Origin of the sequence: Acinetobacter chinensis (genome assembly GCF_002165375.2) — a bacterium.
Taxonomy (GTDB): domain Bacteria; phylum Pseudomonadota; class Gammaproteobacteria; order Pseudomonadales; family Moraxellaceae; genus Acinetobacter; species Acinetobacter chinensis.
In genome coordinates this window covers 270,321-284,120 of the sequence record NZ_CP032134.1, presented here as the reverse complement: position 1 = coordinate 284,120, position 13,800 = coordinate 270,321, and the positions used below count along the sequence as shown (strand labels likewise).

Genomic DNA, 13,800 nt, shown 5'->3' with positions numbered 1-13,800 from the left:
ACAGAAGATTGATGAACTTGAACTTCGGCAACAGCAGACGAATTTGTTATACTCTTTTTCAAATTACTGCTTTTAATTTTATTGAGCCGACATGACCACATCTTCTAATTCCTCAAATCCGTCACAAGCCCAGACTTCTGGCATGTGGGGCGGTCGTTTCTCTGAAGCAACTGATGCCTTTGTTGCTGAATTTACAGCATCTGTTCAATTTGACCAACGCTTTTATAAACAGGATATTGCAGGCTCTATTGCACACGCAACCATGCTGGCTAAAGTTGGTGTTCTGACTGAACAGGAACGTGACGACATTATCAATGGTCTGAACACGATTAAAGCTGAAATTGAAGCAGGCAACTTCGAGTGGCGCATCGACTTAGAAGATGTACACATGAATATCGAATCACGCCTCACTCAGCGTATCGGCATTACAGGTAAAAAATTACACACAGGCCGTAGCCGTAATGACCAAGTGGCAACAGACATCCGTTTATATGTACGTGATGAAATTGATGCCATCTTACAGTTATTAGAAAAATTAGAAAAAGGCATCCTGGGTCTTGCTGCTAAAAATACCAACACCATCATGCCAGGTTTCACCCATTTACAAACTGCACAGCCTGTGACTTTTGGTCACCATTTAATGGCTTGGTTTGAAATGCTGGTGCGTGACTCTGAACGTCTGATCGACTGTCGTAAACGTGTCAACCGCTTACCACTGGGTTCTGCTGCACTGGCTGGGACAACTTACCCAATCGAACGTGCGTATACAGCTGAACTTTTAGGTTTTGAAGCAGTATGTGAAAACTCGTTAGATGCTGTTTCTGACCGTGACTTTGGTATTGAATTCAATGCCGCTGCATCTTTGATCATGATGCATTTGTCACGTATGTCAGAAGAAATGATTCTATGGACTTCTGCACAGTTTAAATTTGTGAATATTCCTGATCGTTTTTGTACAGGTTCTTCGATCATGCCACAAAAGAAAAACCCAGATGTTCCTGAGTTGATCCGTGGTAAAACAGGTCGTGTCTATGGTGACTTAATGAGTCTATTAACGCTCATGAAAGGTCAGCCACTGGCATACAACAAAGACAACCAGGAAGACAAAGAACCTTTATTTGATGCAATTGACACTGTTCGTGGTTCACTGATGGCATTTGCAGATATGATTCCTGCATTGGTTCCAAATATTGAAATCATGCGCGAAGCTGCGCTTCGTGGATTCTCAACTGCAACAGATTTAGCTGATTACCTCGTTAAAAATGGCGTTGCGTTCCGTGATGCACACGAAATCGTGGGTAAAGCGGTTGCATTGGGTGTTGCTGAAGGCAAAGATCTGTCAGAACTTACACTTGAGCAATTACAACAGTTCTCTGATCTGATCCAGGCAGATGTATTTGAAAAAGCACTCACTTTAGAAGCTTCAGTGAATGCACGTAACCACATTGGTGGTACTGCACCTGCACAGGTTGAAGCTGCAATTGAACGTGCTTATACACGCTTAGAGAAACTTTACGCTTAATTTTTTTAGGTTTAATTTTAGACTAAATTTGGAGTATTGATATGACTCGACAAGTCCTTTGCCGTAAATATCAAAAAGAGCTGGACGGTTTAGACTTTGCACCATTCCCTGGTGCAAAGGGTCAGGAATTATTTGACACGGTTTCTAAACAAGCCTGGCAGGAATGGTTAAAACACCAGACTACGCTGATCAATGAAAAGCGTTTAAACGTGTTTGAACCCGATGCGAAAAAGTTTCTTGAAGAACAGCGTGAAAAATTCTTCAACAATGATGAATCATTGGAAAAAGCTGAAGGGCTGAAGCCTGAGTGAGGATCAGTGGAGCACTGCTCCGCCACGCCGCAAGACCCGAAGCTATGCTTCGGGTGGAATCCTTGTCAACACTGTTTTTCCACACCTCAAGACAAACATCGAAGATATACACAGGCTTTAATCGAAAAAGAATCCCCATACACATGGGGATTCTTTTTTATTATCTGCACAAAGCACTTTTGCCCTGAAAATGAGATCATTTGCCTGATCATCAGCCAGAATTTTCTTTTATTACAATTAATTGATTAAATATTATTCAATATGTAAAGATGCGATACATTAGTACATAAAAGGCAACATTAGCTCACAATAAGCATCATGAAACTTCAGAGTTGTCTCTCTATACTGATTTTAACGGTAATGTTCTACATTGCTGATAAAAGAGATAAATACCCCGATTTAAATCCTGGATTTCCCCCAAAATTCAGGATTTTTTTTGTCTTTAGAAAAGCAAAAAAAAGACATCATATTTATGATGTCTTTCAAAGTAGGGTTCAGTTCGTGTCAGCGTTCCTGAACCTTTTCCTCAATTTCTTCCATACTGGTATGACGCACATCTAGTCCTTTCACCATATAAATAACCTGCTCTGCAATATTACGTGCGTGATCACCAATCCGTTCAAGTGAACGCAACACCCACATCACATTAATAACACGGGAAATATGACGCGGATCTTCGATCATATAGGTCATCAGTGTCCGTGTCGCAGACTGATATTCACGGTCAATATCTGCATCTGCAAGCAATACATGTAAAGCCTGATCGACGTCAAGACGGGCAAAAGCATCCAGCGCATCATGAATCATGACACGTACCTGATTGCCGATATGACGGGTTTCCATGTAACCGCGAGGAGATTCTCCCTCTTCACACAAAGCCTGAGCAATACGGGCAATTTTGGCAGCTTCATCGCCAATACGTTCCAAGTCGGTATTGGCTTTACTCATGGCAATCACCATACGTAAATCAATCGCGGCAGGATGACGGCGTGCAAGAATCAGCGTCAGCGCTTCATCAATTTCAAGCTCATAACGGTTAACAGTATTGTCCTGAAACTGGACATCCATTGCCATATTGGCATCGGTATCCAGTAATGCATGAATCGCATTGGCAACCTGCTGTTCCACCAGACCGCCCATGGTCATGAACTTCGTGTTCACAGCCTGAAGATCTTCATTAAACTGAGAAGAAATATGGTGGCTCAGCACTGGATTATTAAAACTCAAGGCACATACTCCTCAGCAAAAAAGACAGAATTTTCCAGGCAATATTAAATCACAGTTATTGTGAAGCTTTTATGACAATACAACAGTTCAACGACTGACTTATATTGTCTTTTCGACAAGCCAGGCATTCATTTCCTGTAAATCCTGTTCAGTCAGCTGCCCCACTGCGGCTTTAAGTTTCAGAACATTCAACAGATAATCGAAACGTGCATTTAAAAAATCCTGCCGTGCAGAAAATGCATTTCTCTGTGCCAGCAGTACATCCACCATGGTTTTCAGCCCTTCCCGATACTGAGCCCTGGACGCCTGAGCGACCGTTTCAGATGAATCCTGCGCAGCTTTTCTTGCCATCAGCCTGGACTGATCTGTTTCGACCTGTAAATAGGCTTTTTTCACATCTGTACTGGCTTTGCGGATGGCAGCATCCAGCTGTGCTTCATGTTTTTTTAAATCCACATCGGCTTTACGGATGGATTTCTGGGTTTTACCACCAGAAAAGACATTCCAGCTCACCTCTACACCCACCTGATCAAACTGTCCATTCTGAGAGATGATATTTTCAGGAGTCTGTTTTGCATAACCGTAAGTTGCTACTGCTTCGACCTGCGGATAAAGCGCTGCCTGCTCAACCCGCTTGCCATCTTCAGCATAGGTTCGCTGTAAACGTGCCTGCTGAATATTCAGATTATGACTGAGTGCCATCTGGTTCCATTCATCCAGTCGCTCAGGTACCGGTTTCTGAAACTGAAAATCATCTCTGAGCACTGCCAGACTTTCCTGATATGGACCGGTCAACTGAGCTAACTGCTCCTGTGCCAGCATCAGCTGAACATGAGTGGCAATACGGTTTGCACGCGCACTCTGATACTGTGCATTTGCTTCACTGACATCACTTTTTGCAACCAGTCCTTCTCTTAACCGGGCATTCATCATATTCAGCTGCTCCTGCAACGCCTTTTCTTCCTGTACATTGGAAGCCGTCAGAGCCTGTTGTCTCAGCACATCAAAATATGCCTGCGCAACACTTAAAATATGTTCCTGCTGTTGAAGTTTCAGATTCACTTCACTCAGACTCAGTGAGGTTTTCACCTGTTTCAGTCCTTCCCAGGCATCCCAGCGGAATAATGGCTGTCTCGCGGTCAGTGCGATCTGGCGTGTCGTGGAAGCGGAAGAAACCAGTGCATCTGCCGGAATCCCCTCAATCGGGTCTGTGTTCTGATCCTGATTTTTTCGGGTGATATTTCCCGATAAGGTTACTGTAGGCAGCAGGTTCCCTTTTGCAATACCAAGATTCAGCTGATCTGCTTCATACTGCAACAGATTGGCCTGCCAGGATGGATCAGTATTTTTTGCCCGCTGATACGCTTCAACCAGATCCAGTGCATAGCTGAATGAAGACAGTGAAAATATGCTGACACCAAGTAAAATCTTTTTCATTTTTATTGAGCGTTCCATCCCGCCATGACCATGTTCAATCATCTCTCATTATTTTGATCATTTACCCAGTTCTGCTGAAGAATGATCTCTGTTTTCCATTACTTCACTCTATGACTGTTTTTATCATACTGTCTTCATATCGACCTGAAAATACATATTATGGAAAAGCACTCAGGCTGTAACGAAAGCCGTTCACAACACTATACAATTCTATAATCATATTCAGCGGCGGAATACGCGAAAATAGCCGCTGTTTTCTGTATGAACTGTTTAGCAACTGAATGACTGTCCACTTTTCTTTTCTGCCCCTTTCTTTTTTTCTGGCCACGATGCTTGTCCTGACAGGCTGTGACAAGTCAGAACATCGACCTGTCCAGGAGCAGAAACAAAGCCACCAGGAAATTTCAGATGCGGTGGATTTGACCCAGCTGTGTAAAAACATTCACAAGGAAATGAACGATATCAATGCCCAACGTACCACGCTTGCGCTGGAACAGATCAACCAGGATCTGAAAGTCTGCCTGCCTCTGGTGCAGCCTGATGAACAGCTCGCTCTGTTAAAACTGTCCACTCAGATGTACCGTAATTTTTTAACTGTCGAACGGACACCTCAGCAGGCAAAGGCTTTTCATCAGTATGCTTTTGATATGGCACAACATCCAACCATTCAACAGAGTCATTTTGAACAGTTTACGCTACGGGATCAGTATCTGCTGAAACATCAGGGACAGGCTTATATTGAACTGTTTGATGCAGGTGCGGACAGTCTGATTTACCGTCGCAGCCCGCAGTACCTCGCCATTATTTTTGCACCCTATATGCCTGAAGCAGAAAAAGTCTTTATTGAACACCTGGCACAGCAGAACATACAGCAGACCTTGCGTGATGGTGCATTGGTCATTTCAGCTCAGGAAGTTGCTGAACGGGCACTTTTTTGGGAGGGCTATGTCAGGGATTATCCTAAAAGCCGTTATATTCAGGATGCCCGATACTTACAGAAAATTTATGCCATTTTCCTGTTTAAAGGCACACCAAAGACTTCAGTATCTGAAAATTATCGTGATAAAAGCTCAGTTACTCCTGATAACCTGGCGGAAATTGAAGCACTGACACAATTAAAAAACTCAGCACTGGCTGATCAGGCAAGAAAATTCATCCAGTTCGTTCAGATGTCTGATACCGACCGCAGACAACTTCCTGCCGCTGCCAACCCCTCAGTCCAGCTGACTCAGTATCTGCAACTCAATACTGAAGTCCTGAAAGACAACCGTGACTGTTTCAGTGATGCGGTCTGTCTTTCAGCATAAATACAGCTGAACTTTCTGGCTGATGTTTTTAGCTGGATTGCATGTTACTATTCAGCCATCGCTTGACGGAGCGCGAGTATTTCCTCGCTGAGATCATCTAATGAAGATGAGTACCGTTGAACCTGATCAGGTTAAAACCTGCGTAGGAATCAAGCCAGTCTGAAAACCACAGCTCCAGATTTATCTGTTTCAGTAGAAATACCATTTATTCATCCAGTCAATTTACGAATAAATGCCATGAAGCAGACTGAATTGCCACCGTTTTTGGTCGTGCTTGATTCGTTGATGCCATTCATAAGGATCATTGCAATGAACCAGTTAACGAATCTGTCCCCAGTCGATGCCCTTGCTCAACATGAGCAGGAAGCCCGTGATCTGACCCGTATTTTACCCGCATCTAAAAAAGTCTATATCCAGGGTTCACGCCCAGATATTCAAGTACCGATGCGTGAAATTGAACTGACAGATACCCCTACAGGCTTAGGTGGTGAGAAAAATCCTCCGATCATGGTTTATGACACATCGGGCGTTTATACCGATCCAAATGTAGAAATTGACCTGAATAAAGGCTTGCCGAATGTCCGTGAGACATGGATTGCGGAACGTGAAGATACTGAACGCTTAGACACACTCACTTCTGCTTTTGGTCAAGAACGCTTAAAAGATATTCGTACTGCTGAAATCCGTTTTGCCCATATCCAAAAACCACGTCGTGCCAAAACAAGAAAAAACGTATCGCAAATGCATTATGCCAAACAAGGCATTATTACCCCTGAGATGGAATACATTGCGATTCGTGAAAATCAGCGTCAGCGTGAAGGCGTGGATATGCGTCAACATGCAGGTCAAAATTTTGGCGCACGTAATTTGATGGAAATCACGCCTGAATTTGTACGTAAAGAAGTCGCTGAAGGTCGTGCCATTATCCCTGCCAATATTAACCATCCTGAATGCGAACCGATGATTATTGGGCGCAACTTCCTGGTGAAGATCAATGCCAATATCGGCAACTCAGCACTCGGCTCTTCGATTGATGAAGAAGTGTCGAAAATGACATGGGCAACCCGCTGGGGTGCAGACACCATCATGGATTTGTCGACAGGTAAAAATATTCATGAAACCCGTGAATGGATTATTCGTAACTCGCCTGTGCCAATTGGTACAGTTCCGATTTACCAGGCTTTAGAAAAAGTTGATGGTGTGGCAGAAGATTTAACATGGGAAATTTTCAAAGACACGCTGATCGAACAAGCTGAACAAGGCGTGGATTACTTCACCATTCATGCAGGCGTGTTATTACGTTATGTTCCGATGACTGCGAATCGTTTGACAGGGATCGTGTCGCGTGGTGGTTCAATCATGGCGCAGTGGTGTCTGGCGCATCATGAAGAAAACTTTCTTTATACGCATTTCGATGAAATCTGTGAAATCATGAAAGCTTATGATGTGTCTTTCAGTCTGGGGGATGGTTTACGTCCAGGCTGTATTCAGGATGCCAATGATGAAGCGCAATTCTCTGAATTACGTACTTTAGGTGAACTGACGCATCGTGCATGGAAACATGATGTACAGGTGATGATTGAGGGGCCTGGACATGTGCCGATGCATATGGTCAAAGAAAATATGGACTTGCAGCTGGAAGTCTGCCAGGAAGCACCTTTCTATACGCTTGGCCCTCTCACCACGGATATCGCTCCAGGTTATGACCACATCACTTCTGCGATTGGTGCTGCGATGATCGGTTGGTACGGCACGGCAATGTTGTGCTATGTAACGCCAAAAGAACATCTGGGCTTACCGAATAAGAAAGACGTCAAAGACGGCATTATCACCTATAAAATTGCGGCGCATGCCGCTGACCTTGCTAAAGGTCATCCAGGTGCGCAGGTACGTGACAATGCACTGTCCAAAGCACGTTTTGAATTCCGCTGGGAAGACCAGTTCAACCTGAGCCTGGACCCAGATACGGCACGTTCAATGCATGATGAAACCATGCCGAAAGAAGCACACAAATCAGCGCATTTCTGTTCAATGTGCGGTCCAAAATTCTGTTCCATGAAAATTACGCAGAATGTGCGTGAATATGCACAAAATCAACAGGATGAAAAAAGCTATACAGATGATGAATCTGTTATTGAGGAAGGTCTCAGATCCATGAAAACTGCATGGCAGGAAAATGGTCAAATTTTGTACCGCAAAGTATGATTGCTTAAAAAATATATTTGTGTTCAGTAAAATCTCGGTTAGGATGAAACAGATGTATTTTCATCCTGACTGTGCTTTATGAATATTATTAAACAAGCCACATATGACAGCCATGACGTTCATATTCACTCCCGTGACTATGTTTTTCAGGGTTTTATTCAGGTTGAAAAAGTGTGTCTGACTCATCGTCTGTTCAATCAGACCGAGTATACGCCTGTCACTCAACGTGAGCTGATCCGTCGCCCTGAAGCTGCCGGAGTCTTGCTGTACAGCAGTGCACAGCAGAAAGTCGCCCTGATTGAACAGTTCCGTATCGGGGCAATGGATGATGCTGACTCTCCCTGGCAACTCGAGGTGATTGCAGGCGTTCTGGATGGTGATGAATCACCTGAGAGCTGCATTCAAAGAGAAAGCCTGGAGGAATCCGGCTGCAGTATCGGGCAACCGACCCACTTATTTACATTTTACCCTTCTGCCGGTGCATGCGCAGAAATCTTTCATCTGTACAGCGCAGACGTTCATCTACCCTGCGAGGGAGGTGTCTTCGGCATGCCAGACGAAGGTGAAAATATAAAACTGCACATTATAAATTACAGGGATGTGCCTGATTTACTGACCAGTGGTCGCCTTAAAAATGCACCTGTCATTATGGCATTGCAATGGCTGCAACAACGTATAAATACTACAGGGAGTGTCTAAGGGGGCAGACATGACTTCATCAGCATTAACACCGCGCCAGCAAAGCTGGACCATTATCCAGATTACTGACACCCATCTCATGGATCAGGAAGACCTCGATTTTGTCAGTATAAATCCAGAGCAGACCTTTAAAGCGGTCATTCAGGATATTATGGAAAAGTATCCTGAAGCTGACGCCATTATTCATACAGGCGATCTGGCTCAGGTTCCTGTGGTTTCCACATATGAACGTTATATCAACTTCATGGAAACGCTGAATGTCCCGTTTTATCAGATTCCTGGAAATCATGATAATTCTGAATGTTTTCCATTTTATGACCATAAGGATGAAATTCACACCATTCAGCTTGGACAGTGGTCAATCTGCCTCATGAACAGTGCTGTAAAAGGTAAGGTCGATGGATGGGTCGAACAGGCTCAGCTGGAACAGTTAAATCAGATTCTGCAGGACAATCAGGATCAGTCCATTGTCCTTGCCTGTCATCATCATCCCTTTGAAATGAAATCAAGATGGATTGATAACCATAAACTGAAAAATACCGAACAGTTGACCGATATTCTGGGGCAGCACAACAATATCAAGGCTGTCCTGTTTGGGCATGTCCATCAGGATTCCCTGCATGAGTGGAACGGCATACCCTTTCTTTCCACACCATCGACCTGTGTCCAGTTTAAACCGCTCAGTGAAAAATTTGCCCTGGATGAACAGGCTCCTGGCTATCGTGTGATGCATCTGCATGAAAATGGTCGCTTTGAAACACAGGTACACCGGATCAGTGGTCTGATACAAAAAATAAATGGTGAAATTTCGGGTTACTGACTTTTCATTTTGTTTTTTTTACATTAAGTTATGCCATCGAAAAGGAAAGTGAGATGTCAAATCCCGACATCTAAGACTATCAAAAAATTCAAAAAGTCTATATGATACGACCCCCGAAGAGGAATAATCCTCCAAGGTTGGATAAAAACACTTGCATATCACCATATTTTTTGCGTATAGATATACGCATATGATGAGGAATGCCCTGTATGGCGAATGACAACCAAAATCAAGTCCTGGATGAACAGTCTGATGTTATGGACGATAAGGCTGTAAAGCGTGTGCGTAAAACAAAACCTAAGTCTGCTGACAGTGCTTCAACTGCAAGCTTATTTGGTATTGCACCTTATCAGCCTAAGAAAAATGAAGAATACATGTCTGAGGGGCAACTCGAACACTTCCGTCAGATTCTGCTCGCATGGAAAGCAGAACTCATGTCTGAAGTTGACCGCACTCTGAACACAATGCAGGACGAAAGTTCATCTCTGCCGGACGTCAATGACCGTGCGACGCAGGAAGAAGAATTTGCAATTGAATTACGTACCCGTGACCGTGAACGCAAACTGATCCGAAAAATTGAACAGTCTATCGAAGCGATCAAAAATGATGACTACGGTTTCTGTGAAACCTGTGGTATCGAAATCGGTTTACGTCGTCTGGAAGCCCGTCCAACTGCGACTTTATGTATTGACTGTAAAACACTTGCAGAAATCAAAGAGAAGCAGAATAACGGTTGATCCATGTTATTGAATAATCCAGTCCTGTCCCCTTCTTCTGATAAGGAGGAGATACGGGTGGCTTATCGGGGTCGGTTCGCGCCATCGCCAACCGGCCCTTTGCATTTTGGTTCACTCATTACGGCTGTCGCCAGTTATTGTGAAGCAAAAGCCCATCAGGGTGAATGGATTGTCCGTATTGAAGATACGGATATTCCCCGCATCTATCCTGGCAGCGAAGCACATATCCTGAAATGCCTGGATGCCTTTGGTTTTGAATCTGACAAAGAAATTATTTTTCAGAAAGACCGCCTTGATATTTATGAATCCATTATTGAACAACTGCATCAGCAAAGGTTGGTGTATGCATGTCAATGCACCCGAAAAATACTCGGCTCCAATCATATTTATACAGAAACCTGCCGTCACTTAAATCTGCCTCTGGCGCATCAGGCGATACGGGTGAAGGTCGATGACTGTGAAATCTGTTTTGATGACGCCCTACAGGGACGGCACTGTTCCAATCTGAAATATGATCTGGGTGACTTTGTTCTGAAACGTCGGGACGGCATTATCAACTACCAGCTGGCTGTTGTCGTGGATGATTATCTGCAAGGCATGACACATGTCGTCCGTGGCGCAGACCTGCTGGACAACACTGAACGTCAGATCTGGCTCGGGAAACTGCTTGGCTATCCTGAACTGTCCTATATGCACCTTCCCCTGGCGATGAATGATCAGGGGCAGAAACTTTCTAAACAGAACATGGCTCAGGCACTTGATCCATCTCAGGCTTGTGTTCTGTTGTCAGATGCCATTACTGCACTCGGGCAACCTGCTGTAGAACTGGATCTGCCTGACAGAATGCTGATACAGGCAGTAGCTCAATGGGACAGAAAAAGCATTCCTCATGGCACTGAAATTCAGGCCGTCTTTTTATAAGCTGGCGCACTTCAACTCTCTCAGCTGATTCTGCTTTCGTACCCTCATATACTGAAAATACGTCAGCAAACTGTCAAACATCAGGCTTAATCCAAAAATCAGCAATATATTATCCAGTGTCACGCTAAACATATTCATGATATGCAAAATATACACCGTGCCATAAAAGAACAAATTAATGATGAGCGTTTGATATAAAATTAAATGGATACGACCAGTTCCATAGAAATACTGATCGAAGACACTGTTCCATGCAAACAGCATATAAAAACCAAGCATCCAGACCACCATACTGACAATTTTTTCAGCATGCGAAATCCCCATTACTGAATGGATAAAATATTCCCAGAACGGCATTGTGAAAAACCAGCAAATGATCACACCACTGACAAGAACCAGATAAGCGCTGATTTTAGAGGGACTCAACTCTGCATGCGTTGCCGCATCCTGCCTGACGAGTTGCGCGATTGCGAAAACAGGTAATAATAACCAGCCCCAGATAAACTGATTCATTAACCAGAAATCACCTGAACTTTCTGCAAGGTTGATCATTTTCAGAATCATGACGATAAAAATGATATTTCTTATGCCTGATTCAAGACCTGACATCAGCATCAGCTCACGCCACTTTTTTATCCAGGCAGCACCATTAAACTGGAGATCTGAGAAACCAATACCACGACGGTAGATGAAATAAACAGTCAGGCTGCACATAAATATATTCACAGCGATATTACTCAAAGCAACACCCAAAACCCCAAGCTGCAATGAAAATGATAGACTGCTGACTAAAAAACTGTCCAGAAGAATGATTAAAACTGTCTGAAGAAAAAGCAGTAAATACAGAAGTTTCTGCCTGTTTTCTAAAACCAGCAGGAGCTGATAGTAACTGAAGACTGAGGAAAAAAAGATTGCGACAGCTTCTAGTCGAATGTACTGAACTGTCAAAGCAGTCAATGATGATGCCTGCTGCATAAAGCCGACAGCACTGGGCGTAAACACCAGCATCACCAGAGTAATGATCAGATAAACTGCAACAAATACGGTCAGTGTTATTGCTATTCTCTGCTTCAGCCGCTCAGTTTCTTTAATAACTGATCCAAGAATAAATGCCAGCGGCAGCAGCAAAGTTTCATTTACCGTTTCATAAAATACGGATATCCAGGTCAGCTGAGAGGCTATATTAAATGTTGTCCCATCCTCCATTTGCCCCATCCAGTAAATTCTCGTTGTGCTGTACAACAGTGGAATGGCACTCCCCAGCAAAAGAAAAAATAATAATCGGTATTTAATTTCAGTGAATGATTTCAGCACACAGCTCCCCAGCCTGGGACTAAATTTCCCTCAAAAAAAATCTGCTGAATTCCGTTGAATTCAGCAGACCTGCAGATACTTTAATTTATAGATTAAAAACTGGATTCTTCCCTGGATGGGTTGGATTGCTGAGTAGTTGAATCAATCTTCAGAATCAGACTGATCATGACTGCACAGACAATCAAAGAGGAACCACCATAACTGATAAACGGCAATGTCAGACCTTTGGTTGGCAGCATACCCATGTTCATCCCGGCATTGACCAGTATCTGTAAAAGGAAAATGATACTGATTCCATAAGCCAGATAACCTGCCCGTAAATACTGATTTTTCAGGGCACGGTGTCCAACTTTAATACAGCACACCAGCATGCTGAACGACAGCACCAGTACCGTCACAATACCGAAGAAACCGAATTCCTCTCCCAGCACTGCAAGCATAAAGTCAGTATGTGCCTCTGGCAGATAGGACATTTTCTGAATACTGTGACCCAGACCTACGCCCATCCATTCACCACGACCAAAGGCCATCAGTGCATTGGACAGCTGATAACCCGCTCCAAGGGGATCATTCCATGGGTTTGAAAATGACATCAGTCGCTCAAAACGGTACGGTTCAAACACCACCAGGAAAACAAATGCCGCAATAATTGCTCCCAGTGCGATACCGAACTGAATAATCGGAGCACCTGCCAGGAAGAACACACCCAGCATGGACAATACAATAACGACCGTGGCCCCCAGATCAGGCTCAGCAATAATCAGTCCCACCGTCAGGATCATGATCACCGCCAGACGGACCAGTCCCTTAATATTGTTCCTGACTTCCTCGGCACGGCGCACAACATAGTCCGCGGTAAAGATTGCCATCATGACTTTCGCCACTTCGGTTGCCTGCAGCGTAAATCCTGCAATTCTGATCCATCGGGTTGAACCGTTGACTTCCGTCCCGACCACCAGCACGGCAGCCAGCAAGCCAATCGTGACCAGCCATAAGGGAAATGTATTGTTAAACCAGATATTTAACGGTATCCGATAAGCCAGAAATGCAGCAACGGCAGCAACAACAATGGAAATACCATGACGCCCGACATAGTGAAATGCATTTTCATGCATCCGCTCGGCATAAGGCATGGAAGCCGATGCCACCATGATGGAACCAATACACAATAATGCAAGCACACAGAAGATCAGCACATTTCTGACACTGAATTCGGCAGGTACTTTCGGCAGCCATCGGTCATATATCTGATTTATTTTATTGATCGTCGTCTGAGCCAGATCAGCCATACAACATATTC

General features: G+C 44.0%; 12 protein-coding genes and 1 riboswitch. Of the genes, 8 read left to right on the top strand and 4 right to left on the bottom strand.

Going from position 1 to position 13,800, the window contains the following annotated elements:
- Positions 1-91 precede the first annotated feature (91 nt).
- Both argH and CDG60_RS02120 read left to right on the top strand, forming a co-directional pair.
- Positions 92-1,522, top strand: coding sequence for an argininosuccinate lyase (gene argH, locus CDG60_RS02125; protein WP_171405423.1), 1,431 nt, complete (start codon positions 92-94; stop codon positions 1,520-1,522).
- Positions 1,523-1,563: 41 nt separating this feature from the next.
- Complete coding sequence (locus tag CDG60_RS02120; RefSeq protein WP_087513594.1) at positions 1,564-1,833, top strand: oxidative damage protection protein; 270 nt, start codon at positions 1,564-1,566, stop codon at positions 1,831-1,833.
- A gap of 504 nt (positions 1,834-2,337) precedes the next feature.
- Here the strand turns inward: CDG60_RS02120 and phoU are convergent.
- Positions 2,338-3,060 (bottom strand): phosphate signaling complex protein PhoU, encoded by a 723-nt coding sequence (gene phoU / locus CDG60_RS02115; protein ID WP_087513593.1) that lies wholly within the window; start codon positions 3,058-3,060, stop codon positions 2,338-2,340.
- Positions 3,061-3,159: 99 nt separating this feature from the next.
- Entirely contained in the window at positions 3,160-4,497 is a 1,338-nt protein-coding gene (abuO, locus tag CDG60_RS02110; protein WP_455550165.1) for a multidrug efflux outer membrane protein AbuO, read from the bottom strand.
- A gap of 329 nt (positions 4,498-4,826) precedes the next feature.
- Here abuO and CDG60_RS02105 point away from each other — a divergent pair, with 329 nt between their 5' ends.
- From CDG60_RS02105 to gluQRS, 6 genes are all read left to right on the top strand, one after another.
- Positions 4,827-5,804 carry a hypothetical protein gene (locus CDG60_RS02105; RefSeq protein ID WP_227542910.1) on the top strand — a complete coding sequence of 326 codons (978 nt, stop codon included), beginning with the start codon at positions 4,827-4,829 and terminating at the stop codon, positions 5,802-5,804.
- 56 nt (positions 5,805-5,860) lie between these two features.
- A riboswitch (TPP riboswitch) is annotated at positions 5,861-5,970 on the top strand.
- Between the two features lie 143 nt (positions 5,971-6,113).
- A complete protein-coding gene (thiC, locus tag CDG60_RS02100) occupies positions 6,114-8,009 on the top strand; it encodes a phosphomethylpyrimidine synthase ThiC (protein WP_087513591.1) in 1,896 nt (631 codons plus the stop codon).
- Between the two features lie 78 nt (positions 8,010-8,087).
- Positions 8,088-8,708, top strand: coding sequence for an NUDIX domain-containing protein (locus tag CDG60_RS02095; protein WP_087513590.1), 621 nt, complete (start codon positions 8,088-8,090; stop codon positions 8,706-8,708).
- Positions 8,709-8,718: 10 nt separating this feature from the next.
- Positions 8,719-9,528: a 3',5'-cyclic-AMP phosphodiesterase gene (cpdA, locus tag CDG60_RS02090; protein WP_087513589.1), complete on the top strand. Its 810-nt coding sequence runs from the start codon at positions 8,719-8,721 to the stop codon at positions 9,526-9,528.
- A gap of 209 nt (positions 9,529-9,737) precedes the next feature.
- A complete protein-coding gene (gene dksA, locus CDG60_RS02085) occupies positions 9,738-10,265 on the top strand; it encodes an RNA polymerase-binding protein DksA (RefSeq protein ID WP_087513588.1) in 528 nt (175 codons plus the stop codon).
- A 3-nt stretch (positions 10,266-10,268) separates the two neighbouring features.
- Positions 10,269-11,186 (top strand): tRNA glutamyl-Q(34) synthetase GluQRS, encoded by a 918-nt coding sequence (gene gluQRS, locus CDG60_RS02080; protein ID WP_087513587.1) that lies wholly within the window; start codon positions 10,269-10,271, stop codon positions 11,184-11,186.
- On the opposite strand, the gene CDG60_RS02075 is transcribed toward gluQRS, so the two are convergent.
- A complete protein-coding gene (locus tag CDG60_RS02075) occupies positions 11,181-12,500 on the bottom strand; it encodes an MATE family Na+-driven efflux transporter (RefSeq protein ID WP_160116953.1) in 1,320 nt (439 codons plus the stop codon). The genes gluQRS and CDG60_RS02075 overlap by 6 nt on opposite strands.
- Before the next feature lie 92 nt (positions 12,501-12,592).
- On the bottom strand, positions 12,593-13,789 hold the full coding sequence (gene ftsW / locus CDG60_RS02070) for a putative lipid II flippase FtsW (protein ID WP_087513585.1): 1,197 nt from the start codon (positions 13,787-13,789) through the stop codon (positions 12,593-12,595).
- Positions 13,790-13,800 lie beyond the last annotated feature (11 nt).